Annotated in this window: 19 protein-coding genes; 13 read left to right on the plus strand and 6 right to left on the minus strand. The window is 41.9% G+C overall.

Going from position 1 to position 22,772, the window contains the following annotated elements; all coding sequences use genetic code 11:
• Positions 1–85: 85 nt before the first annotated feature.
• Positions 86–598, plus strand: a complete 513-nt coding sequence (locus MMU07_RS05730) for a 3-hydroxyanthranilate 3,4-dioxygenase (RefSeq protein ID WP_241124883.1) — start codon at positions 86–88, stop codon at positions 596–598.
• 37 nt (positions 599–635) lie between these two features.
• On the opposite strand, the gene MMU07_RS05735 is transcribed toward MMU07_RS05730, so the two are convergent.
• Positions 636–1,124, minus strand: coding sequence for a DUF6702 family protein (locus MMU07_RS05735; RefSeq protein ID WP_241124884.1), 489 nt, complete (start codon positions 1,122–1,124; stop codon positions 636–638).
• Between the two features lie 89 nt (positions 1,125–1,213).
• Between MMU07_RS05735 and MMU07_RS05740 the strand changes: the two genes are divergently transcribed.
• Both MMU07_RS05740 and MMU07_RS05745 read left to right on the plus strand, forming a co-directional pair.
• Positions 1,214–1,795 carry a HupE/UreJ family protein gene (locus MMU07_RS05740; RefSeq protein ID WP_241124885.1) on the plus strand — a complete coding sequence of 194 codons (582 nt, stop codon included), beginning with the start codon at positions 1,214–1,216 and terminating at the stop codon, positions 1,793–1,795.
• Positions 1,796–2,017: 222 nt separating this feature from the next.
• Positions 2,018–4,354 carry a M1 family metallopeptidase gene (locus MMU07_RS05745; protein WP_241124886.1) on the plus strand — a complete coding sequence of 779 codons (2,337 nt, stop codon included), beginning with the start codon at positions 2,018–2,020 and terminating at the stop codon, positions 4,352–4,354.
• 146 nt (positions 4,355–4,500) lie between these two features.
• Here MMU07_RS05745 and MMU07_RS05750 read toward each other — a convergent pair whose 3' ends face one another.
• Entirely contained in the window at positions 4,501–4,860 is a 360-nt protein-coding gene (locus MMU07_RS05750) for a helix-turn-helix domain-containing protein (RefSeq protein WP_241124887.1), read from the minus strand.
• Between the two features lie 3 nt (positions 4,861–4,863).
• Positions 4,864–5,160, minus strand: a complete 297-nt coding sequence (locus MMU07_RS05755; RefSeq protein WP_241124888.1) for a type II toxin-antitoxin system HigB family toxin — start codon at positions 5,158–5,160, stop codon at positions 4,864–4,866.
• Positions 5,161–5,784: 624 nt separating this feature from the next.
• Between MMU07_RS05755 and MMU07_RS05760 the strand changes: the two genes are divergently transcribed.
• The 4 genes from MMU07_RS05760 to MMU07_RS05775 all read left to right on the plus strand — a co-directional run bounded on the left by MMU07_RS05760 (position 5,785) and on the right by MMU07_RS05775 (position 10,196).
• Positions 5,785–6,348 (plus strand): hypothetical protein, encoded by a 564-nt coding sequence (locus MMU07_RS05760; protein ID WP_241124889.1) that lies wholly within the window; start codon positions 5,785–5,787, stop codon positions 6,346–6,348.
• A 287-nt stretch (positions 6,349–6,635) separates the two neighbouring features.
• On the plus strand, positions 6,636–7,670 hold the full coding sequence (gene hemH / locus MMU07_RS05765) for a ferrochelatase (RefSeq protein WP_241124890.1): 1,035 nt from the start codon (positions 6,636–6,638) through the stop codon (positions 7,668–7,670).
• A 125-nt stretch (positions 7,671–7,795) separates the two neighbouring features.
• Positions 7,796–8,977, plus strand: a complete 1,182-nt coding sequence (locus tag MMU07_RS05770) for a CynX/NimT family MFS transporter (RefSeq protein WP_241124891.1) — start codon at positions 7,796–7,798, stop codon at positions 8,975–8,977.
• A 616-nt stretch (positions 8,978–9,593) separates the two neighbouring features.
• A complete protein-coding gene (locus MMU07_RS05775) occupies positions 9,594–10,196 on the plus strand; it encodes a DUF2179 domain-containing protein (protein ID WP_241124892.1) in 603 nt (200 codons plus the stop codon).
• 180 nt (positions 10,197–10,376) lie between these two features.
• Here the strand turns inward: MMU07_RS05775 and MMU07_RS05780 are convergent, their stop codons facing one another.
• Positions 10,377–10,805 carry an META domain-containing protein gene (locus MMU07_RS05780; RefSeq protein ID WP_241124893.1) on the minus strand — a complete coding sequence of 143 codons (429 nt, stop codon included), beginning with the start codon at positions 10,803–10,805 and terminating at the stop codon, positions 10,377–10,379.
• Between the two features lie 79 nt (positions 10,806–10,884).
• Between MMU07_RS05780 and MMU07_RS05785 the strand changes: the two genes are divergently transcribed.
• The 6 genes from MMU07_RS05785 to MMU07_RS05810 all read left to right on the plus strand — a co-directional run bounded on the left by MMU07_RS05785 (position 10,885) and on the right by MMU07_RS05810 (position 20,602).
• Positions 10,885–11,229, plus strand: coding sequence for a cupin domain-containing protein (locus MMU07_RS05785; RefSeq protein ID WP_241124894.1), 345 nt, complete (start codon positions 10,885–10,887; stop codon positions 11,227–11,229).
• Between the two features lie 403 nt (positions 11,230–11,632).
• A complete protein-coding gene (gene thrA, locus MMU07_RS05790) occupies positions 11,633–14,086 on the plus strand; it encodes a bifunctional aspartate kinase/homoserine dehydrogenase I (protein WP_241124895.1) in 2,454 nt (817 codons plus the stop codon).
• Entirely contained in the window at positions 14,086–15,015 is a 930-nt protein-coding gene (locus MMU07_RS05795; RefSeq protein ID WP_241124896.1) for a homoserine kinase, read from the plus strand. Before thrA ends, MMU07_RS05795 begins: the two co-directional genes overlap by 1 nt.
• A gap of 614 nt (positions 15,016–15,629) precedes the next feature.
• Positions 15,630–16,949, plus strand: coding sequence for a threonine synthase (gene thrC, locus MMU07_RS05800; protein ID WP_241124897.1), 1,320 nt, complete (start codon positions 15,630–15,632; stop codon positions 16,947–16,949).
• 348 nt (positions 16,950–17,297) lie between these two features.
• Complete coding sequence (locus MMU07_RS05805) at positions 17,298–19,670, plus strand: TonB-dependent receptor (protein WP_241124898.1); 2,373 nt, start codon at positions 17,298–17,300, stop codon at positions 19,668–19,670.
• 2 nt (positions 19,671–19,672) lie between these two features.
• Positions 19,673–20,602: a DUF4249 domain-containing protein gene (locus MMU07_RS05810; protein WP_241124899.1), complete on the plus strand. Its 930-nt coding sequence runs from the start codon at positions 19,673–19,675 to the stop codon at positions 20,600–20,602.
• A 195-nt stretch (positions 20,603–20,797) separates the two neighbouring features.
• On the opposite strand, the gene MMU07_RS05815 is transcribed toward MMU07_RS05810, so the two are convergent.
• A complete protein-coding gene (locus MMU07_RS05815) occupies positions 20,798–21,541 on the minus strand; it encodes a 1-(5-phosphoribosyl)-5-[(5-phosphoribosylamino)methylideneamino]imidazole-4-carboxamide isomerase (protein ID WP_241124900.1) in 744 nt (247 codons plus the stop codon).
• A 170-nt stretch (positions 21,542–21,711) separates the two neighbouring features.
• Positions 21,712–22,746, minus strand: coding sequence for a YCF48-related protein (locus tag MMU07_RS05820; RefSeq protein ID WP_241124901.1), 1,035 nt, complete (start codon positions 22,744–22,746; stop codon positions 21,712–21,714).
• Between the last annotated feature and the right edge of the window lie 26 nt (positions 22,747–22,772).

Here is a 22,772-nt window from a genome sequence, read left to right on the forward strand (position 1 = left end):
ATCAATGAATATCAGGTAGAAAAAGATTCAAGTTCAAAACTAATTTGCAGCCAAATCGAGTGCATATTTAAAAAACAAAAAAATAATGCCAATTTCAAAGCCTATCAATTTTCAAAAGTGGATCGAAGAAAATCGCCATCTACTCAAACCGCCTATCGGAAATCAGGTCATCTACCAAGGCAATGATGATTTTATCGTCATGGTCGTCGGCGGGCCCAATTCCAGGAAAGACTTCCACTATGACGAGGGCGAGGAATTTTTTTATCAGATCGAAGGCGATATCACCTTGAAGGTTGTGGATGAAGGCGAGGTAAAGGATGTGCAGATCAAAGAAGGTGAAATGTTTTTGCTTCCGGCTAGGATGCCCCATTCACCAAGAAGACCGGCCAATACAATCGGGTTGGTTTTTGAGCGGTATCGCAGAGCGGGCGAAAAAGATGGATTTATCTGGCACTGTGAAAACTGCGGCAACAAGCTCTATGAGGAATATGCCGAAATCACCGATATCGTCAACCAACTTCCTCCCATCATGGAGCGGTTTTGGAATAATCCTGATCATACCACTTGTAAGAAATGTGGGACGGTGATGCAAAAATGATTGACTCAATTTCTATATTCATGTTGGAAGGTGCAGCCTAAAAATTCAGCTCCCCATGTTCATTGTCCTTATATAAAATCAAACTTTTGGGACTTTTTTCCAGATAAAAGTTGATGATGTTTTGCTGGCTTTCAAAATTGGAGATCAGAATCTCATTTTTGATTTCCACTTTTTTGGGAACAGGTACACCTGTTGCTTCCAAATAGAACCAAGCCGCTTCCTCCTCTATTTCATAACCCAGATAGCTGAGGTTTGCTTTTTGACCATTGACCTTGATTTCATTTTTCTCCAAAAGGTAAGCTTGCACCATTTTCTCTAGGTCAGCCTTATTTTTTGGATTCAGGAAATCCACTTTGGTGTTGAATTTTTCGCTCAACACTATTTCCAGATCATCCCAAAAAATCTTTTGGGCGATCTCAAGACTTTGGTTGGTGGGATTAAAGCGGATTTCTGTCAGACTGATGTAGAAGGGATGAAATAAAGACTTCCAACCCAAAAAGAATATGAAAATGTAATTGAATTGCATTTGGCTCACTATATTTTATTTTCTTTGCAAATTAGACAGAAATAAAATAGCCTAGTGCGCCTTTTGGGCACAAATTTTAAAAAACGCAAATGGGACAGTTTCAGTTGTATTTTCAGTTAGGGATTCAACATATATTGGATTTAAAAGGATTTGACCATATCCTCTTCGTGGTGGCGCTTTGTGCGATCTATGTGACGAGGGATTGGAAAAAAATTCTGATTTTGGTTACCGCATTCACTATTGGTCACTCCATTACCTTGGCTTTGGCGACTTTAAAGTTGGTAAAAGTCAATTCCGATTGGATCGAATTTCTGATTCCTGTGACTATAGCAGTGACCGCTCTGAGCAATATTTTCAGCCCAAAACCAAGTTCTGGACGAGGCATACAGATCAATTATGTATTTGCGCTGTTATTTGGATTGATCCATGGCTTGGGTTTTTCCAATTACCTCAGATCTTTATTGGGTAAAGAAGCTTCCATATTTCAGCCGCTATTGGCTTTTAATATTGGTTTAGAAGTAGGACAGTTGGTCATTGTTGCTATTGCTGTAGTCATTTCGGGGCTCCTTGTAGGGATAGTTGGTGTCAACAGAAAAGATTGGGCATTGGTTGTTTCTTCCGTGATTTTGGGAATGGCCGTCATGATGATGATCGACACTAAGTTTTGGTAGCCAAAATTATATTTGCCTTTGGTAAAAATTTAAATTGAGCATTCACAAAAAAAGTATTAATTGGATCTTGGATTACCAAATCGTGTTGCGTCATTCTGAACCGTAGCTTGCGAAGGCGAAGAATCTTTAAAAAAAGTGACTCTTCGCTACACTCAGAGTGACGGCTCCCGACGATGACTTCATTGGAATCCAGGTTTCGCCCATTTCAGTACAAAAATCATTATGAAAAGAATCTTATCAGCAGCAATTATTGCTTTTAGCTTAATGCTCTCCCTGCCCGCTTTGGCACAATGGTCAGAGCAAAACCATGCAGAGCGTTTTGAGCAACTCGGCCCCATGCTCCGCAGTCCAAATGTGTACCGCACTGCATCCGGTGCTCCAGGACACCAATATTGGCAACAAAAAGCCGATCACGAAATCCAAGTGGAACTGAATGACGAAAACCAATCCATCAAAGGTTGGCAGAAAGTCACGTATTACAACAACTCCCCTGACCCGCTCAAATACCTTTGGATCCAATTGGATCAAAACGAAAGAGCAAAAGATTCCAATACTCCGAAAATTGCACAAAGCAATATCAATGACAGGATGAACCTCCGTCAATTGGAAGGGATTCTTTGGCATGACCTGGATTTGGGGTATAAAATCCTTTCTGTGAAAGACCTTTCCGGAAAAGATATTCCAATCACCATCGTCAAAACCATGATGCGTGTGGATTTGCCACAGCCTCTGATGCCTGGTCAGAAGACTGAATTTACAATGGACTGGACTTTCAATATCCATGACAGGATGAGCTTCATCGGCGGACGTCCGGGATATGAGTATTTTGAAAAAGACGGAAACTACCTCTACACAATGGCGGAATGGTTTCCAAGAATGGCTGTTTACTCAGATTTCCAAGGATGGCAGCACAAGCAATTCGTCGGAAGAGGAGAATTTGCTTTGACATTTGGAGATTACAAAGTGAAGATCACCGTTCCTGCTGACCACATGGTGGGTTCTACCGGGGTTTTGCAAAATGCGGACAAAGTACTCAGCGCAACAGAACTCGACCGTTGGAAAACAGCACAGAAGACTTTTGACACACCTGTGGTCATCCGTACCCAAGCAGAAGCTGAAAAATTAGAAAAGACCAAAGCCAAGGACAAAAAAACCTGGGAATTCCATGCTGAAAATGTGAGGGATTTTGCCTGGACTTCTTCCCGTAAATTTATCTGGGATGCCATGGCTGTGAAGCAAGGCGGCAATGAAGTTATGGCCATGTCTTACTATGCCAAAGAAGCCAATCCGCTTTGGGGACAGTATTCCACCAAAGTGGTAGCCCATACACTCAAATCTTATTCTGCTAGAACTTTTGATTATCCATACCCTGTGGCGATCTCCGTGGAGGCAACCAATGGCATGGAATATCCGATGATCTGCTTCAACTACGGCCGTCCCGATGCGGACGGCACCTATTCTGATGCAGTAAAATACGGCATGATTTCCGTGATCATCCACGAAGTGGGACACAATTACTTCCCGATGATCGTCAACTCAGACGAAAGACAGTGGTCTTGGATGGATGAAGGTTTGAATACTTTCATGCAGTTCCTAGCCGAACAGGAGTGGGACAGAGATTATCCATCAAGAAGAGGTCCTGCCCATAAAATCGCTCCATACATGGCGAGTGAAAAAAGCACCCTCGAGCCGATCATGACCAACTCAGAAAACATCATCCAATTTGGACCAAATGCGTATGCAAAACCTGCAACGGCATTGAACATCCTAAGAGAGACCATTATGGGCCGCGAGCTTTTTGACTTTGCTTATCAGGAATATGCGACACGTTGGATGTTCAAGCACCCGACTCCGGATGATTTCTTCAGGACGATGGAAGATGCCTCAGGAGTGGATTTGGACTGGTTTTGGAGAGGTTGGTTCTATGGCACTGAGCCGGTGGATATTTCTTTGGAAACGGTAAACTGGTACAAACTCGACAACAGGACTCCTGCTGAGAAAAAGGCGGACCAAAAGAAAGCTTTTGACAAAGAGGAAACTTATATCAGCAAAGAGTACAACCAAAAAGACATTCCGCAAACTGTGGTGGAAGCGGATCCAAGTACAAAAGACTTTTACAATTCATACAACCCTTTTTCTGTAACTCCTGAAGATGAAAAGGCTTACAAGGATTTCATGGCAAGCCTTAATCCAAAGGAAAAAGAATTGGTCAACTCAGGCATGAATTTCTACGAAATGAAATTCAAGAATGTGGGTGGATTGGTAATGCCTTTGATCATCCAATTCAACTATACAGACGGAACTTCTGAGGTCGAAAGAATCCCTGCAGAAATCTGGAGATTGAATGAATCTGAGGTCAGCAAGGTTTTTGCCAAGAAAAAAGAGGTGAAAAGCATTGTCCTCGATCCGTACCGTGAGACCGCTGACATCGACGAATCCAACAATGCCTGGCCAAGACAATATGCGCCAAGCAGGTTTGAGATGTTCAAAGGAGGAGCGGGAGTACGGGGAGCTTCAAGAGGAGATAATCCGATGAAGAAAGCGGCTGCTAAGAAGTAAGCAGTCTCAGTTTGCAGTAATCAGTTTTTGATAGCGTCATCCTGAAGGAGGTACGACTGAAGGATCTCATTAGGAAATGTTCAGTTGACCAAAAAGAAAAATGAAAGGGAAGCAGGTATTCAATCTGCTTCCCTTTTTTTTATTTGTCAAACCCCCAATACAATAGAAGCATCGATATCCAATTTCCGACTTATTTCCCTCGCTATTTTTAAAGTAGGTTCACTCTTCCCATTGAGATATTCGCTGATTCTTGAGGTACTGACACCGAGTAATTCTGAAAGATTTTTTTGATTTAAGCCCCTCTCATTCATTCGAAGCTTTATAATTTCAGAAAGTGGCGGGGCTTCAATAGCATAGTTTCTTTCTTCGTAATCCGCCACCAAATCCGAAAGTAGGTTTAATTCCAAGTATCCTTTAGCATCCTGATTTTCTATATTTTCGGGAACGGAAAGAAGCTCCTCAATTCTTTCAATAATGGCATTATATTCTTTTTCTGTCTTGATCATGATTCAGATATTTTGAATGTCCTTTATTTTGTCGTATTGCGCATGGGTACCAATAAATCTGATGTAAATCTTCTGTGCATTAAATGAAATGATCGCAATTAAACGATAGGTGTTGCCTTTGATATTGAATACAAATCTTTGATTGCCAACATAGTCTACAGAATTGAAGTCTTTCTTTATATCCAACAGTGATTTCCATTCTCTTTTACTGCTCACTGAATACCAAAGGCGTAAGGGAATATCAGCGTCTGCATGTGTCTCAGAAAATTCTTTGATCCTTTTAAAAGTTATTATACGCATGTATAAAAGTAAAACAAAATGTTCTAAATTTCAAAATAAAATTACAAAAAATAAAATTTATATCCTTTTTTTCAGGTGGAAAAAATACTGACTTTCCTCCCTTTGCGGAGAATGGCGATGGCACCAAGCGTAATTACATGCACCTTTTTATTTTTTTGAATTTGTAATTCAAATGACCTGGAACTATCTTTCGTTTGAACGTATGGTTGAATAGTCCAATTGCATCCCGAGAATTTTCTTGGATGGATGGATAAAGGATAATAATTTCATCTGTGATGGCCCGCTGGATACACCCAGTCCTAGCATCAGACGTTTGACTACGACCAAAGAAGGATTGATGGACCTTGAAATTTGCCTTTGAATATTCGACCTCAGTAAACCTAATTCTTTATGCACATAGGGCTTGGAATCACCTTACAGTCTGAAAACTCACATTTTTATGCAACTCTAAAAAACGAGGGTCTCCTTATTTCCAGGTTATATACCATGTTGCTGAGAAAGGCCAGTATCAAGGGTGTCAATAGGATAAATATTGAATTCTCACCTAAATTCGAAAAAACGCGTTTTGACCCATTTATGTACTCGGTTTTATCAGTTTATTGGCCTTTCCATCCAGAAGAGGATTTGGATGAAACCAACGAATTAAAAAGGTGGCATTCAATAACAAGGGAATTGTCGAAAGTCTTGCAGGAGATATTTCAAAAAAACGGTTGGGAAACCAAGGTGATCAGAGATGCTGAAAAGGCTTTGTTATCTTCTGGGTTCGAGCATCGTTTCGAACTGAAAAAAGAAGAAAGTTCTCCAAACCGAAAGCTAAGAGCGCGAGTAACCTTAAATCCAGGGCTGAATTCAAATGATATTTTTGCCGAAATATTTAAGGGAAAGGAATCGATTAAGGAAGTTTTGCTTTTTAAGCTTGACACAACTGAATTTGATTACTCAATATTGTCAAAAAAAATCAATTGGATAAATGACACATTGGTATCTATCATCGGATTAAACGGGGAGGTAGTTTTCAAAATCAATGTTGAGGATTTCGGTGTTGAAAGAGAAATTAACCCGAAAGTGAATTCGGTAGAGTACATCAAGGAAGAGTTGTTGATTCTAGACTCAAATACACCGAAAACAATTGTGTTAAACATTCTAAAAAGGCGCCTTCCTGAGTCATTACATAAGTTTATCGCATAAGAATGGAGGTAGCCTAAATGGGCGACGATTGGCGATGACTCTATGCGTTTGTAATTTCCCCTTCATTTGAAATGAATTTTAATTCAATTTACCGAGAATTATCTTTCAAATGGAAGATCCTAATTTGAACTCAATTACAAATTGGTAAGGATAAAAGGGTGTAATTTCAAATAACACCCAGTACTAGTGCCATATCCCACCCACTCTTTATCCAAATCCATTGGCATTTTCCAACCAAAAGCCTGTAATTTGGTTCTCTTTAAAATTATCAAGAATTAGAAACAGAAATGAGCAAAAATAAAGCGAAAATCGGCGTATTATTGGTCAACCTCGGAACTCCCGACAGTACAGCCACAGGCGATGTCAGGAAATATTTAAGGGAATTTTTGATGGATGGAAGGGTGATCGATTTTCCATTTATCCCAAGATGGGCATTGGTCAACCTCATCATCGCACCATTCCGTGCTCCAAAATCCGCACATGAATACCGCAAACTTTTTACCGAAAGGGGTTCACCGCTGATGTTCCATACCGTAGACCTGACAGAGAAACTCATCAAAGTCCTTGACCCTGAAAAATACCATGTGGAATTTGCCATGCGCTATCAGACGCCAAGTATCGAACAAGGCCTGGAAAAGCTGAACAAAGCCAATGTCAAAAAAATCATCGTACTCCCGCTTTTCCCGCAATACGCTTCCGCTACCAACGGTTCTGTGGTAGACAAGGTCATGGAAATCGCACGCACCTGGCAGATCATCCCAAATATCACTTTTATCAATAACTTCGTCGATCACCCGCTTTTTGTCCAGGCATGGACGGAATTGGGAAAAGAAATGATGGAAAAGGAAGAATACGATACTTACCTTTTTTCTTACCATGGACTTCCGGAGCGACAGATCCGAAAAGGTTCTGTGGATGGATACTGCCAACTCAGTGACAAATGCTGTGGCAACTATACCAAGAAAAACCAGTTCTGCTACCGGGGTCAATGCTTCCATACCACAAGATTGATCGCTGCCAAATTGGATTTGCCGGAAAATAAAGTTGTGACCTGCTTCCAGTCCCGACTCGGGAAAGACCCTTGGATCAAACCCTATACCGAAGACCTGATCAAGGAATTATCCGCAAAAGGAGTAAAAAAAGTACTCGTTTTCTCCCCGGCCTTTGTGGCGGATTGCTTGGAAACTACCGTAGAAGTAGGCGAAGAATACAAGGAGCAATTTGAAGAGCTTGGCGGTGAAAAATGGGACCTTGTTCCCAGCTTAAACTCCCGGGACACCTGGGTAGCCTGTGTCAAAGATTTGGTGGAGGAGAATTCGTAGTGTGGAATTGAAAGATTGCAAAATTGAAAAATTTTAAGATTCCTTCTATCACATTGTCTTGGCTCTCGGTTCTCGTATCTTGTCTCTATTGAAAAAAAAGGACCTCCAAATAATACCTACCTTAGTTGACTCCCAAGCCCCAACCTTTCTACAAAAAACCCTGGTTCCTGATTTTGGGGATTTTGTTGGTTTCTTTCAACTTGCGGCCTTCCATTACTGCCGTCGGACCATTGATACCCATGATCCGGGAGGACTTGGGTCTTTCTAATGGTTGGGCTGGATTTCTCACCACCTTGCCGCTGCTTACTTTTGCGACGTTTTCTCTTTTTTCGGCAGCCATAGGAAAGCAACTCGGTAACTCAAAAGCAATCCTTTATGCCTTGGTGCTGATTCTTATCGGAACAGTCATTAGGGTTCAGGGAGGACCGGAATGGCTTTTTATCGGAACAGGCCTGACCGGAATCGGGATTGTCATCTGCAATGTATTGTTGATTCCCTTGATCAAGCACCTTTTGCCTACCCAGACCGGGCTGATTACCGCGTCCTATACCACAGGCATGAGTTTATTTGCTGCTGTGGCATCCGGCATTTCTGCCCCGATGGCCATTGACTTGGGTTGGGGATGGAGAGGATCGCTGTTGACTTGGGCGGGATTGTTGGTAATGGGGATTTTGATTTGGTGGCCTCAGGTCAAGCTGCATCCTAAAAACAAAAAGACTGCAGATACTCATGCGAAAGTGAATGTCTGGAAATCGAGCTTGGCATGGAATATCTGCCTTTTTATGGGAGTCCAGTCTTTGCTGTACTTTACCATTATTGCCTGGCTTCCTGACATGCTGGTTTCGAGGGGATTTTCAGCAGTTGAGGCTGGATTGATACTGTCCATCATGCAGATGATCGGATTGATCGGTTCATTTTTGGCGCCGATGATTGCGGTCCGGTTCAAGGACCAAGTTGGGATTGCGGTGGTAATTGGCTGCATGTACCTGATCGGTTTTTCCAGTCTTTTCAGTCAGGTGCATTGGGTAAATTATGCAGGACTTGCTTTGGCAGGATTGGGATTGGGTTCAAGTGTCTCCCTTGCCTACACCCTGATCGGATTGCGAACCCACCATCAAAAAACCACCGCCTCACTTTCCGGAATGGTCCAATCCACCGGTTATTACCTTGCTGCTTTGGGACCGCTGCTTTTTGGGATTACCTTTGATATTTTTCACGATTGGAATTTTCTCATCTACCTGATGCTCACCTGTTCGGTTCTCTTTATCTATTTTGGAGCGAAATCAGGAGTCGCAAAGGTTATCTAATCTGAAATTATCTAAATCCAGACGAGTATGAACCAACCACAAAGAAACAAATAAAACAAAGGTCTGTTTTTTGTCTCCTTAGTTACTCTTTGTGGTATTAATCTATTCACAGACCGCCTTATCTAAAGCTTAGAACCAGTATTTATTTTTTTTAAAATCTTAAAATGAGGAATTGCATCCTTATGTAAATTTCCATGAATGGAATTTGGAGGAATCGAGTATTAATCAACCACAAAGAAACAAAAGAAAACAAAGGCTTGTCTTTTGTCACCTTTGTTACTTTGTGGTTCAATCTATTTATAGACTACCTTTCCTCGAGGCTCAAAAGTTTTCAAAAATTACTTGGTAGTACTTTTTTTTATCTATTTTGGAGTAAAGTCAGGAGTCGCCAAAGTCATCTGATCTCCAAAAAGCAAGTTGTCAAAATCCCTTTTCTTAAAAATTAGATGGCTTGAAGTTCAGTTGAGCAAGCTATGGTCTGTGGTCTATGGACTGTTGACTTTATGACCTTGCCTGATTTTGACAACTTACACCAATTCTGATAATCATAGAATATTCTTTGGTTTCTCACGTTTCCAAATGGCGAAGCTGTTACCTTTGTAAAAAATAAACTGCGATGCAAGAGTATTTTACTTCATTGGGGATCCCACCTGAAGTATTCAATTACCTGATTATGCCTTTGCTGATATTCTGTGCAAGGGTGATGGATGTGTCTATCAATACCCTGAGGATCATGTTTGTCATGAACGGGAAGAAGAAAATCGCCCCGATTCTTGGGTTCTTTGAGTCCCTGATCTGGCTTTTGGCAATTGGGCAGATTTTTCAGAATGTCAACAATCCCATGTCCTATGTGGCTTACGCAGGAGGCTTTGCGATGGGAACATATGTCGGTATGACCATCGAGGAAAAACTCGCTTTGGGGAGGGTTTTGGTTCGTGTGATTACTCCTGAACCGATGCCGGCCTTGATCGAATACATGAAAGAACATAATTTCAGGTTTACCTCTGTAGGTGCTGAAGGACGCTATGGCAAAGTGAACCTGCTCTTTACAGTCATGAAGCGGGATGACCTCACAGGATTTATCGGAAAAGTAAAGTCAATCAATGACAAAGCATTCTACACCATCGAAAGCGTCAAAAGAATCAGCGAAGACGACCTCAATGTGATGGAGGACAGACCAAGGTTTACGACCAAGGTGTGGAGTAGGGTGAGGAAGTAGAGTTTGAAAATGTTAGAATGTTAAAAAGTTGGAAGGTTATAACGTTATCGAAGGCGAAATAAAATCCATCTCCGATTTTTTTGTTATTCCCTTTCTTGCGCGGAAAACATCAAATCCTACTTTAACTTCCAGTTCGGTCCAATATCCACCAATATCAAATATCCATCAATATCTTTTTCTTTAGGGTTTCGCTTGCGGAATAAAACTCATCAGTTCTTTGGCGGCCCCGTCGAGTAGGGTAAGTTTGTTTTTGTTGACTTTGAAGTTGGCAACTTGGGATAGGGCGGAGGTGAAATCTTTTTCCCCATCTCCCTCACAAGCTTTTCTCGTCATGGCTCCGGGATCTAATTTCAGGGAAGTTCCCTCAAGGTTGAAGTTGCCATTGAAATTATTACATCCTGCAAACCCTGCTAATTTTCCACCTTCCTGAAAATTGAGAAAAGGTAAGCCTCCGGCAAACTTTGCAGGATCCAAAGCTTTTCCCACCATGGAATTTAGCACCCAATTGTTTCCGGTCAAGAGGCTCAGCGGATTTATATTACCTACCGAACTGCAGGAAGAAAAACTCAAGAAAATCGTCAAAATAATGATACCTGAAATTTTTTTCATAAGATTACATGTGAAGAGTTGACCTAATTTAGTCAGGGAATTTCAAAAAAATCAAATTTCAAACCTTTATTTTATCCCGATGAAAAGTATGCCATTTCAATTTGAAAATAATCTGCCATGGCAAGACGCCGATCAGGGAATCCAAAGGAAAATGTATGGTTATGATGAGTCAGTCATGATGGTCAAAGTCAAATTTGAGGCTGGCGCGATTGGTTCCATGCACAGTCATCCCCATAGTCAGGTGACGTATGTGGAAAGCGGCATTTTTGATATGACCATCGGAACGGAGACTAAAAGGATCCAAACCGGAGATGGGTACTATGTCAAGCCACATGTGATGCATGGAGTGGTGTGCATCGAGCCGGGGGTGTTGATCGATGTGTTTAGTCCCATGCGGGAGGACTTTTTGAAAAGTGAAGAATAATGGTAGTTATCCCAAATCGGGTCATTATTCCAATATCCAAATAATATTTTGTACAAACATTAAAATTAAATTAAGATTTCTCCTTAATGGCTGATGAAATGATAATTAAACTCCTGATTCTTTCAAATAACAGCAAAACATTTTTGCATTTCGGGAAATTGTACTTAAGATTGCCGCATCAAAAAAAAGCATTCTATGTTTTTCACAGCAAATGAACTCAACAATTGGAATCTCTCCCCTTCCGGAGAAAGCTGTGTTTTGGGTGGATCTACTTCCATGTTTTTTACAACCACCACTATTACGGGGTAATCCCGTTTCCAAATCCATATAGACCCCTTATCTTTAGGTCCATTTTGGACCTCGACAGCATAGTATATACGCCAAAATCAAAAAATTCATTTTTATGAAAATCTTAAAATTCGGAGGATCGTCAGTCGCCAATCAGGAAAATATCCGGAAGGTGTTTCAGATCATTAAGAAACAGGCCAAAAAGGATGAAATCGCAGTTGTTTTTTCTGCTTTGGGAGGCGTCACGGAAGTTTTGCTCCGAAGTGCCATCAAAGCCCGCGAAGGTGACAAATCCTACACCGACGAGATCAAGGTTTTGGAAGACCGGCATTATGATTTGGTCAGACAACTAATTCCCATTCAGCAGCAATCCACCGTCCTTACTTATGTGAAAGTCCGCTTCAATGAATTGGAGGATCTTTTTCACGGTATTTACCTGATCAAAGAATGTTCCCCCAAGACCTTGGATTATGTGGGAAGTTTTGGAGAAAGGCTGTCGGCTTTTGTGTTGGCGGAAGCCTTGAAAGTCGAAGGTTTAGATACCCACTACCTGGATGCGCGAGATGTTATCCGAACCAATAACCGTTTTGGCAATGCCAAGGTTGACTTTCCTGTCACCAATGACCTGATCCAGGATTACTTCCATTCCCATCCGGGGATGAAAATTATTACGGGTTTTGTGGCCTCAACTGAAAAAGGGGAAACCACCACACTAGGTAGAAGCGGTTCGGATTATACCGCCGCGATTTTTGCGTCAGCCCTTACGGCAGATCTGCTGGAAATCTGGACAGATGTGTCCGGCGTGATGACTTCGGATCCAAGGCTCGTGTATTCAGCTTTTACCATTCCCCAGTTGACATACAACGAGGCTATGGAGCTTTCCCACTTTGGGGCAAAAGTAATTTTCCCTGCCACCATGCAGCCTGCGATGCGGAAGGGAATTCCGATTTACATCAAAAACACCTTTGAACCCGAGCACCCGGGAACCTTGATCAACAGTGACGCACCAACTGGAAAACTGATCAAGGGAATTTCTTCTTTGGCAGGAATATCCTTGCTTAATATTCAGGGCGCAGGATTGATTGAAGTTGTCGGTGTTAGCCGAAGGGTATTTGGAGCTTTGGCAGATGCAGGAGTCAATGTTATCCTCATCAGTCAGGCTTCTTCAGAACATAGCATCTGTGTGGCCATCCGAACCCATGAAGTGCATCTTGCCAAGGAAGCTATAGAAAAGGAATTTATCAACGAAATCCGAAATGCGGAGATGGATCCTGTGATCGTGGTTTCGGAGATGGCCGTAGTAGCTGCTGTGGGAGAAAATATGAAACACAATCCCGGTGCGAGTGGCAGGATGTTTATGGCTTTGGGCAGAAACAATGTTAACGTATATGCCATTGCCCAGGGAAGTTCAGAATTGAATATCTCTGCGGTAGTCTCCCAAGCCGATCTTCAAAAAGCACTCAATGCACTCCATGAGGCATTTTTCCTTTCGGAAAACAAAGTTTTGCACGTCTTTTTAATAGGCGTCGGATTGATCGGAAAGGCTTTGATCAAAATGATTTCCCTGCAGAGAAAGAAGCTTCAGAAAGAAAACGATTTGGATGTGCAGATCCACGGCATTGCCAATTCAAGATTCATGGCTTTCCATGAAGATGGCTTTGACTTGGCCAATTGCCCGGCGCCTGAAGACGCCAAAGGTGCACAGCCGATGGATTTGAAAAAATTTATTACGCAGATGGAGGACATGAATTTCTCCAATACGGTTTTTGTGGATTGTACAGCAAGTCAGGAAGTGGCAGATACCTACGAGCAAGTTTTGGAAGCCAAAGTGGCCATCGTTACTCCAAACAAAAAAGCCAACTCAGGGTCTTTGGAGAATTACAAATCCCTGAAAAAACTCGCCTACAAGCGGGGAGTGAAGTTTCTTTATGAAACTAATGTGGCTGCAGGCCTCCCGGTCATCAACACCCTACAAGACTTGATGCTCAGCGGAGACAAAGTCCTTAGAATAGAAGCGGTCTTGAGCGGATCGATGAATTATATTTTCAGTGAATTGGAAAAAGGAGCTCCTTTTTCCGAAGTGGTCAAAATTGCCAAGGAAAAAGGTTACACCGAACCGGATCCAAGGGATGATTTGAGTGGCATGGATGTGGGTAGAAAAATCCTGATTTTGGGAAGGGAAGCCGAGCAGGACCTGCATTTTGAGGACATTACTATTCAAAGTATGGTACCGGAAGATTGCAGGGAAACAGCCTCAATAGAAGAGTTTTTTGTCAAACTCCAAGCGCACGATGGTGAGTTTGCCCAAATGCTGGAAACCGCAAAATCCAAAGGCGAGAAACTTAGGTTTATGGCCACTTTGGAAAACGGCAAAGCAAAAGTGGGTTTGAATTCTCTTGACAGCACGCATCCTTTCTTTACTTTGAAAGGATCTGACAATATGATTTTGTTTACCACCGAGCGCTACCATGACTTCCCGATGATCATCAGAGGTCCGGGTGCAGGGGCAGATGTGACCGCAGCCGGAGTATTTGCAGATGTGATACGCTTGGGTAATTTCTCCAGATAATGGTACGGGTCGTTACAGCTTTCGCCCCGGCAACTGTCGCCAATGTGTCCTGCGGATTTGATATCCTGGGATTTGCCATCGATAGATTGGGCGACAAGGTGACAGTGTCTTTCAATCAGGATGGGATATTGAGAGTGATAGGTATCGAAGGAGATGGGGGAAAACTTCCATTGGAGCCAGAGAAAAATACCTGTTCTGTAGCCATTCAGTCCATGCTCAACAAGCTTGGTTCGAATCAGGGCATTGATATTTTCCTGGAAAAAGGATTGCCGCTAGGTTCAGGAATGGGTTCCTCGGCTGCAAGTGCGGCAGCGGCATTGGAAGCTGCGAATGTGCTTTTGGGCAATCCATTTACCAAAGAAGGGTTGGTTCCTTTTGCAATGGAATCAGAACGGATCGCCTGCGGTTCAGCCCATGCGGACAATGTTGCGCCTTCTATCTTGGGCGGTTTTGTGTTGATCAGGGATTATGATCCATTGGATATTGTGAAGCTTCCGGTTCCCGAAGGCATTTTCTGTACCTTGGTACATCCCCATATTGAATTGAAAACATCCGATTCGAGAAGTGTGCTGCGCAAGCAGATTTCTTTAAAAGAGTCCGTGATGCAATCCGGAAATATTGCCGGGTTTATAGCGGCACTGTATAAGTCAGACTTGGCTTTGCTGAGCCGTTCATTGAAAGATGTCATCGCCGAGCCTTCCCGTGCATTGCTGATTCCGGGATTTTATGAATTGCGGGATGCCATCAAGTCCATCGGGGCTTTGGGTTCGGGAATCTCAGGTTCAGGACCGACCATATTTGTCCTTTCTCCAAATGGGGACATAGCACATGAGGCAGGTGAAAAAGCCAAAGAAGTATTCCAAAAAATCGGCCTTGGCGTCGATGTATTTGTGTCGGAAGTGAATAAGCGGGGAGCTTTTGTTGTGTAGGAGATGTGAGATTAGAACCGAGAGACGAGAAGCGAGATGCGAGAGACGAGAGACAATAAATTCAGAATGATGAATTCGAAATGAAGAATGACTGGACTCGACAACAATACAACTCTTCCAACCCGAAAACTCGATAACCTGACAACGCGAAGCAGATAAAAATTACAACTACTACAACAATTATAACCAAGAGATTCTTCGCTACACTCAGAATGACGGATCCACAACCCGACAACCTGACAACGCGAAGCAGATAACAAATACAACAATTAAAACCAAAAATAGAGGTTCTTCTCCAATACAGCGGACAGGATCACTACTAATGACAGAATTGAAAATTCGCCCTTCGACAAGCTCAGGGAACGGGAATTTTGTGATCTTAAAGGGGAGGAGGGAAAAGCGGCGCAGCCGCTTTTCCCTCCTCCCCTAGCGCCCAATTAACCCCGGTGGCTGAGCTTGTCGAAGCCAAAACTACAATCAATATAACCGATAGAACTTGACATCCCGAAAGCTCGACAACCTGACAACACGAAACAGACAACAATTACAACCATTGCAACATTTACAATCCATCAACCTTCCAACCTTGTAACTTTTCAACCTTTTAACCAGATATGAAATTCTACAGCACCAACAACCCCCGCCATATAGTCAGCCTCAAAGATGCCGTGGTCAAAGGACTTGCTCCGGATCAGGGATTGTATATGCCTACGGAAATTCCGGTTTTGTCAAAGGCTTTTTTTGAGAACTTGCCGAATATGTCTTTCCGGGAAATTGGTTATGAAGTGATCGGAGCGCTTTTCAGTGGTGATTTGACCAAGGATCAGATCAAAGAATTGGTGGACCATACCTTGGCTTTTGATGCGCCATTGGTAAAAGTGGAAGAGGATGTCTATGCCTTGGAACTGTTTCACGGCCCTACATTAGCATTCAAGGATTTTGGGGCGAGGTTTTGCTCCAAGTTGATGGCAATCCTGATGGAAGGGGAAGAAAGGAAAATCCGGGTTTTGGTGGCGACATCCGGTGATACGGGAAGTGCTGTTGCCAATGGGTTTTTTAAAGTAGAAGGAGTCGAGGTCATTGTCCTGTATCCAAAGGGGAAAGTGAGCAAATTGCAGGAAATGCAGTTTACCACTTTGGGAGAAAACGTGACCGCCCTTGAGGTGGATGGTGTGTTTGATGATTGTCAGACTTTGGTGAAGCAGGCTTTCTCCGATGCCGAACTCAACCAAAAAATGCTCCTGACTTCCGCCAATTCGATCAATGTGGCAAGGTGGATTCCACAATGTCTGTATTATTTCTATGCCTTTTCCCGACTTCCAAAGAGTAATAAAAAATTGGCGATCTCCGTTCCAAGTGGGAATTTTGGAAATCTCGGAGCAGGGATTTTGGCTGAGAGAATGGGTTTGCCGATAGACACTTTTATCGCTTCCACCAATGTGAACCGGGTTGTACCGGATTTTTTGGAGGGAAATCCTTTTCAATCCAAGCCTTCCGTGGCCACCATCAGCAACAGCATGGATGTGGGTAATCCGAGCAACTTTTCTAGGCTTTTGGCGCTGTATGGCAATGATGAAAAACTGTTCCGCAGTAAAGTAAAAGGTTTCTATTTTGACAATCAGGATACCCAGAGAGCCATGGTCCAAATCAAAGAAGAAACGGGATATATCATGGATCCACACGGTGCTGTGGGGTATTTGGGTTTGAGGAATTACATGAAAATGAATCCCGGTGAATATGTCGGGGTTTTCCTGGAAACCGCCCATCCAGCTAAATTCAAATCCGTCGTGGACGATACCTTGGGCATTGATTTACCTATCCCAGAAAGATTGATGGAATTTATGAAAGGTGAAAAACAAGTGATCCAGATGGGAAATAGTTTTGGGGAGTTTAAGAGTTGTTTAACCACAGATTTCGCAGATGGACACAGATAATTAAGTTTCTTGGCAAAATTGATTATCTCATTCACTTCCCCAACCTATGGGGCGAATGCTCCAAAAGGGATCAAATATGGGTAGTCCCGAGTAAGGCACGTAACACGGGGATAAAAGATTACCAAATCGCCCCCGGTTTTTGGCCGAAAAATGTAAAGAGAGAATTAAGGTTTCCGCCAAAAACAGGGAAGTTCAAAATCCCGCAGCCAAAGTGCGTACCCTCATTCACTCTGCTTCCATTCAACTAGTTACCATTGTATTAATTTTTTCTAACATTAGGTTAAAGATTTTTAATATTGATCTAAAGCATAAATCATTAAATTTGACTTTAGTTTATTATTTAGTCCTATGAAAGGTATCTTGTTTTACTGTTTGATTTCTTTGCTTACTTTTAAAGCTCACTCCCAAAAAATAACCGTCAGCGGAACTGTCAAGGACGCAGGCAATGGGGAGACACTTATTGGCGTCAATGTTTTTGACAAAAAAAACCAAAAAGGAGCAGTCACCAACAATTACGGGTTTTTCAGCTATTCACTTTTTGAAAAAGAAGTTGTCCTGGTATTCAGCTATGTGGGCTATGAACCGTTATTGCTTTCTTTAACCCTAGAAAAAGACACTTTAATTAATGTAGAACTTCAGCCAGCGGCTTTTCTAAATGAAGTAGTCATTGAAGGTCAAAAGGATGATCCTATTCAAGAAAGTACTCAAATGGGTACAATTAATGTCCCACTTAGAGATATCAAAAATCTTCCTGCACTGATGGGAGAAGTGGATATCTTCAAAGTACTCCAATTGTTGCCGGGGGTTCAGTCCGGTTCTGAGGGTGCTTCGGGGCTTTATGTAAGAGGAGGAAGCCCTGACCAGAATCTTGTTTTGTTGGATGGTGTACCGGTTTATAATGCGACCCATTTATTTGGTTTTTTCTCCGTTTTCAATGCCGATGCCATCAATAATGTTGAATTGATCAAAGGAGGATTTCCTGCGAGGTACGGCGGGAGGCTTTCATCTGTAATAGATATTTCCATGAAAGAAGGGAATATGAAAGAGTTTCAGGGTGAAGGTAGCATAGGTCTGATCGCCTCCAAACTCACTTTGGAGGGCCCAATTGTAAAAGATAAAACTTCTTTTTTATTGTCAGCCAGACGGACATACCTAGACTTGATCGCAAGGCCTATCATCAGGAGATCTACGGGAGGACAGGAAGATGTAGGGTATTATTTTTATGATGTCAATGCCAAAGTCAATCATATCTTCAATCCTAAGAATAGACTTTATGTCAGTTATTATGGTGGTGATGATGTGGCCTATTCTACCTATAAATCCACCTATGATAGATGGGATAATGAAGGCACCGTGCAAAGCCGGGAGGAAGCAGGACTAGGATGGGGAAATAACATTGCTGCCATTCGCTGGAATCATATTTTTAACCAAAGACTTTTTGCCAATTTCACAGGGACATTTACCAAGTATAGGTTTAGGCTTTTTGCCGAAAACGAAGATATTTTTACCGATAACCAGGAAGGAAATACCACTAGAGAATTTTTTTCGGCAGATTATTTTTCAGGAATAAGGGATTTTGCCATAAAGGCAGATTTTGATTTTATCCCCAATCCACAGCATTATTTCAGGTGGGGTGGGATGTTGATTGACCATAGGTTTAGTCCGGGAGTTTTTGTTGCCAAAGAAAATCAGAGTCCCGAAACAAGAGAAGGTGCCACCCCATCAGATTCACGTGAATTTTCAATGTATATCGAGGATGATTTTAATGTAGGGGATAAGTGGAAATTTAACATTGGGGCACATTTTTCAGGTTTCATGGCTGATACCCAAACCTACACCTCCTTCCAGCCCAGAGTTGCGATGCGGTACCTTTTGGACCAAAGTTCCTCTCTAAAACTTTCATATGTTCAAATGGCCCAATTTGTCCATCTTCTTACAAATGCCGGATTGGGCCTCCCTACGGATCTTTGGGTACCGTCCACAGATAAAATCGGTCCTCAGGAAAGTTGGCAAGTAGCAGCAGGCTATTTTAAAAATCTGGGATATGGATTGGAGTTTTCGGCAGAAGCTTATTACAAAAATATGGAAGGGGTCATCGAATACGAGGACGGGGCCTCATTTCTCAACACTTCAGAAGATTGGCAGGAAAAAGTAACTGCCGGAGAGGGAAGAAGTTATGGGCTTGAATTGCTTTTGCATAAGAAAACTGGAAGAACTACAGGATGGATTGGCTATACGCTAAGCAAAACCGAAAGGAGATTTGATGAGATCAATTTTGGAGAATGGTTTCCATTCCGATATGACCGAAGGCATGATATCAGTGTGACAGCTGTTCATAAATTGACTGAGAAGATCGACCTTTCGGGGACTTGGGTTTTCGGTAGTGGAAGTTTTATCACGGTTCCGTCTCAGCGTTACCAGCATTCTTTTACCGTAATCAATGACACCAATACCCGGTATGGAGGTTTGTATTTAGATCATTTTGAATCAAGAAATAATTTCCAGATGAGAAATTACCACAGAATGGATGTGGGGATCAATTTTAACAAACCGAAGAAGTGGGGTGAGCGAACTTGGAACATATCTATTTATAATGTGTACAGCAGGCTAAATCCATTTTACATGGACATCAGCTATAATTATGAACAGCAGCGCAATCAGCTGAGGCAATTCAGTCTTTTCCCAATAGTCCCTTCGGTTTCATACAGATTTACCTTTTAATTATGAAGATCAAAAACAATATATTAATTCTTTTCTTTTCAATAGCCTTGGCTTCCTGTGAGCAGTTTATTGAAGTGGAACTACCGGACCAAGAACCAAGGATGGTATTGAATGCCCTCCTAGAACCTACAGATACATTGAAAGTATTTTTGACCAAAAGTAAGGGTGTATTGGAAGGAAATAATTTCAATGACGAATTTGACTTAGTGGTGGGTGCAAATGTCTATCTCAAAGACCCGGAAGGAAAAGTATTTCCATTGGGATATATAGACAGAAGTAGGCCATTCGAAAAAAATGCATTTTATTTTCTCGCTGCTCTTGAATTAATTGAAGGTAAATCTTATGAGATTGTAGCAGAAAAAGCAGGATTCCCCACAATCAGTAGTATTCAGGAAGTTCCAAAAAAGACGAATATCAAATCTATTGACATTGTCAATTTAGGTCCAATTGATAATTTTGAAGGAAATGATGGGATTGAGATAACCATTAAGTTTGACGATCCGATAGGAAAGAATTTTTATGAAATATCCGGTCAAATCTTTGGTAGTAGAATTCAAGTAATTGACGGTGACACTACGTTTTTTAGTTATAGTGCTGATTTAAGTCCTAGGCCGGTCAATCCCATTTATCAAAAAGATTATTTGATGAGAAACGTGCTCTTGTTTAATGATGTCATACTCAATGGGTCAGAATCTGAAATTGTTTTCCGGACAAGCATAGCAAGGGATGTAGATTTAGAAGTTACCATCAATTTTTCCCACGTGACGGAAGCATATTACTTGTTTTATAATACTGCTGACTTGCAACAATACAACCGTGGAGATATCCTTTCCCAGCCTGTGCTTGTATACAATAACATTTCCAATGGACTTGGAATTTTCAAATCCCGAAATACTGAAAAAAGGGTGATTGAAATGAGGATAGAGGAATGACTTTTTGGTATAATCGATTCTGTATTCATTTCCGCAACAGATAGAGGTTTTATCTGATGTGGTAACATAGCGTATAAATTTTACCAAGCGATTGTTTCTGCTGACTTTGAAAAGTTGAGCACATTCGCTCTGAAGTTCCAAAAATATAAAAAGCCAACATTGCTGTCGGCTTTGATAGGTATTCACAAAAATTTTTTAGCCATTTTCAGCCATAAACTTGTCCAAGTCCTTAAGGGTAATCAGACCTTCATAATATGCTCTTCCAAAAACCACGGCTGTAACACCCAATTCCTTTAATCTTTTGAAGTCATCAATATTTCTGACACCACCGCTGGCTGCTAGGTGTATTTTTGGATATTTTTCCACAATTTTCTCGTAAAGCGAGAAATTCGGACCTTCCAAAACACCATCTCTAGTTACATCAGATACTTTGAGGTACTTCAGGCCGCGCTCATAGAAATTTTCAATATGGTCAAAAAGGTCAATTTCAGTTTTCTTCAACCATCCCCTTGTTTTGATTTTCATATGTTCAGGATTGGTGTCGGCTGCCAAAATGATTTTTTCCCGACCATAGGTAACAAGCCACTGCGCAAATCTATCAGGATACGATGCTGCAACAGATGCTGCAGTGATGGTTTTTGCCCCATATTCAAAGCATTTCAACAAATCTCCATCAGTAGAAATCCCACCTGTAAAATCCACAATCAGGTTAGTATAGCCCGCAATAGCCTCAAGGATATGGTAGTTTTTTGGTTCACCCCTACGCGCACCATCCAAATCCACCAAGTGTATCCACTTGATGCCATGGTCCTCAAAGGCCTGGGCAATTTCCAAGGGATTGCGTGAAATCACCTCCTCTGTGGCAAAATCCCCTCTTTTGAGGCGGACACATTTGCCATTGATGATCCAAATTGACGGGATGATATCAAAATCAGTCATAGCTTCAATAGGTTGGGGTTGGGAAATGGTTTAAAAACCCTGCTAAGCAAAATACAAAATATATACCTAATCAGAATTTTAAAGATAATACAAGATAGCAGAATTTGACAACAGGCCCTTTAAAGTTTACCTATTTTTAGAACAATGAGTCTGATTGGATTGGGGGCCTGTTAATAAATTAGCCTTGCTATCACTCCATTGGCACCTGAAGCCCAAATCGAGGTTGTAGTATGGTCCACTTTTACCGAATGGAACCCATCCTCTGAAAACCTTTCCCAATCATCTCCTCTATTAGTTGAAAAATCTGAGCCATTTGGTCCGACCGTAACCAACCAACCAAATCTTGAAAAAAACTCAACTCCAGATCTGTAACCACTCGGCCGGATTCCAGGAGTAAGGCGCCATGTTTTTCCTTTGTCTAAGGAAACAATGCTGTTGTTTATACTTGAATCTGCCTTGGAAAAATCTCCACCAACTGCCACTATACCCTCTGCATCAATTCTCACCATTGAAAAAATCCCTTGGGTATCCTCGTCTTGCAAAATGGGTGTGCTGTATTTTTCCCAATGAAATCCATTGTCAGCTGAATGGTAGATTTTGCTGTCCTTACCTGCACTTGCAAACCAGATATTGTCTTCGTCTGCCAAAATCCCTGACCCACTTGCGGCAAAAGATCCACCACCGGCAGGACCGGCAGGACTCAATTCCAATTCGTGCCAAGTGTCTCCTAGATCTTTTGTTTCTAATACCATCCACTTTTCATCCACGACATCTCCGATGGTATATCCGGTATTTTTAAAAAAAGCCATACCGTCAAAAAATGCCTGTACTGGACCTTGATACTTCTTTATCCAAGTTTTGCCTCCATCGACAGTTTTGTAAATGACTGCAGGCTGACCCGAGGCCATGGCTATGGCAGTATTGGCATCAATGCCTTCAATGTCTCTGAAATCAACCGAATCCAACCCATCTATAATTCCGGATTCCCATGTTTCTCCACCATCAAGGGTTTTCAGCCATGTTCCTCCCGAACCACTTGCCCATACGATCTGCTCTGTAATAGGAGATAGGCCTCGCAATGATGCTCTTGTCGGGGTTTCCATCTTTTTCCAACCGATGGGTTTTTCGGGGATTACTGCTTTTTTAGATTTGCCACAGCTCCCAAGCACTAAAAGGAATATGAAAAGGGAAACGTACTTATTCATAATAGTGAATATTATATTAGCCAAAA

This window comes from Cognataquiflexum nitidum (assembly GCF_022538055.1).
GTDB lineage: Bacteria > Bacteroidota > Bacteroidia > Cytophagales > Cyclobacteriaceae > Cognataquiflexum > Cognataquiflexum nitidum.

Coding starts and splice junctions, on each gene's coding strand:
- MMU07_RS05730 (WP_241124883.1), top strand. CDS start 86: ATGCCAATTTCAAAGCCTATCAATTTTCAAAAGTGGATCGAAGAAAAT.
- MMU07_RS05735 (WP_241124884.1), bottom strand. CDS start 1,124: ATGCAATTCAATTACATTTTCATATTCTTTTTGGGTTGGAAGTCTTTA.
- MMU07_RS05740 (WP_241124885.1), top strand. CDS start 1,214: ATGGGACAGTTTCAGTTGTATTTTCAGTTAGGGATTCAACATATATTG.
- MMU07_RS05745 (WP_241124886.1), top strand. CDS start 2,018: ATGAAAAGAATCTTATCAGCAGCAATTATTGCTTTTAGCTTAATGCTC.
- MMU07_RS05750 (WP_241124887.1), bottom strand. CDS start 4,860: ATGATCAAGACAGAAAAAGAATATAATGCCATTATTGAAAGAATTGAG.
- MMU07_RS05755 (WP_241124888.1), bottom strand. CDS start 5,160: ATGCGTATAATAACTTTTAAAAGGATCAAAGAATTTTCTGAGACACAT.
- hemH (WP_241124890.1), top strand. CDS start 6,636: ATGAGCAAAAATAAAGCGAAAATCGGCGTATTATTGGTCAACCTCGGA.
- MMU07_RS05775 (WP_241124892.1), top strand. CDS start 9,594: ATGCAAGAGTATTTTACTTCATTGGGGATCCCACCTGAAGTATTCAAT.
- MMU07_RS05780 (WP_241124893.1), bottom strand. CDS start 10,805: ATGAAAAAAATTTCAGGTATCATTATTTTGACGATTTTCTTGAGTTTT.
- MMU07_RS05785 (WP_241124894.1), top strand. CDS start 10,885: ATGAAAAGTATGCCATTTCAATTTGAAAATAATCTGCCATGGCAAGAC.
- thrA (WP_241124895.1), top strand. CDS start 11,633: ATGAAAATCTTAAAATTCGGAGGATCGTCAGTCGCCAATCAGGAAAAT.
- MMU07_RS05795 (WP_241124896.1), top strand. CDS start 14,086: ATGGTACGGGTCGTTACAGCTTTCGCCCCGGCAACTGTCGCCAATGTG.
- thrC (WP_241124897.1), top strand. CDS start 15,630: ATGAAATTCTACAGCACCAACAACCCCCGCCATATAGTCAGCCTCAAA.
- MMU07_RS05805 (WP_241124898.1), top strand. CDS start 17,298: ATGAAAGGTATCTTGTTTTACTGTTTGATTTCTTTGCTTACTTTTAAA.
- MMU07_RS05810 (WP_241124899.1), top strand. CDS start 19,673: ATGAAGATCAAAAACAATATATTAATTCTTTTCTTTTCAATAGCCTTG.
- MMU07_RS05815 (WP_241124900.1), bottom strand. CDS start 21,541: ATGACTGATTTTGATATCATCCCGTCAATTTGGATCATCAATGGCAAA.
- MMU07_RS05820 (WP_241124901.1), bottom strand. CDS start 22,746: ATGAATAAGTACGTTTCCCTTTTCATATTCCTTTTAGTGCTTGGGAGC.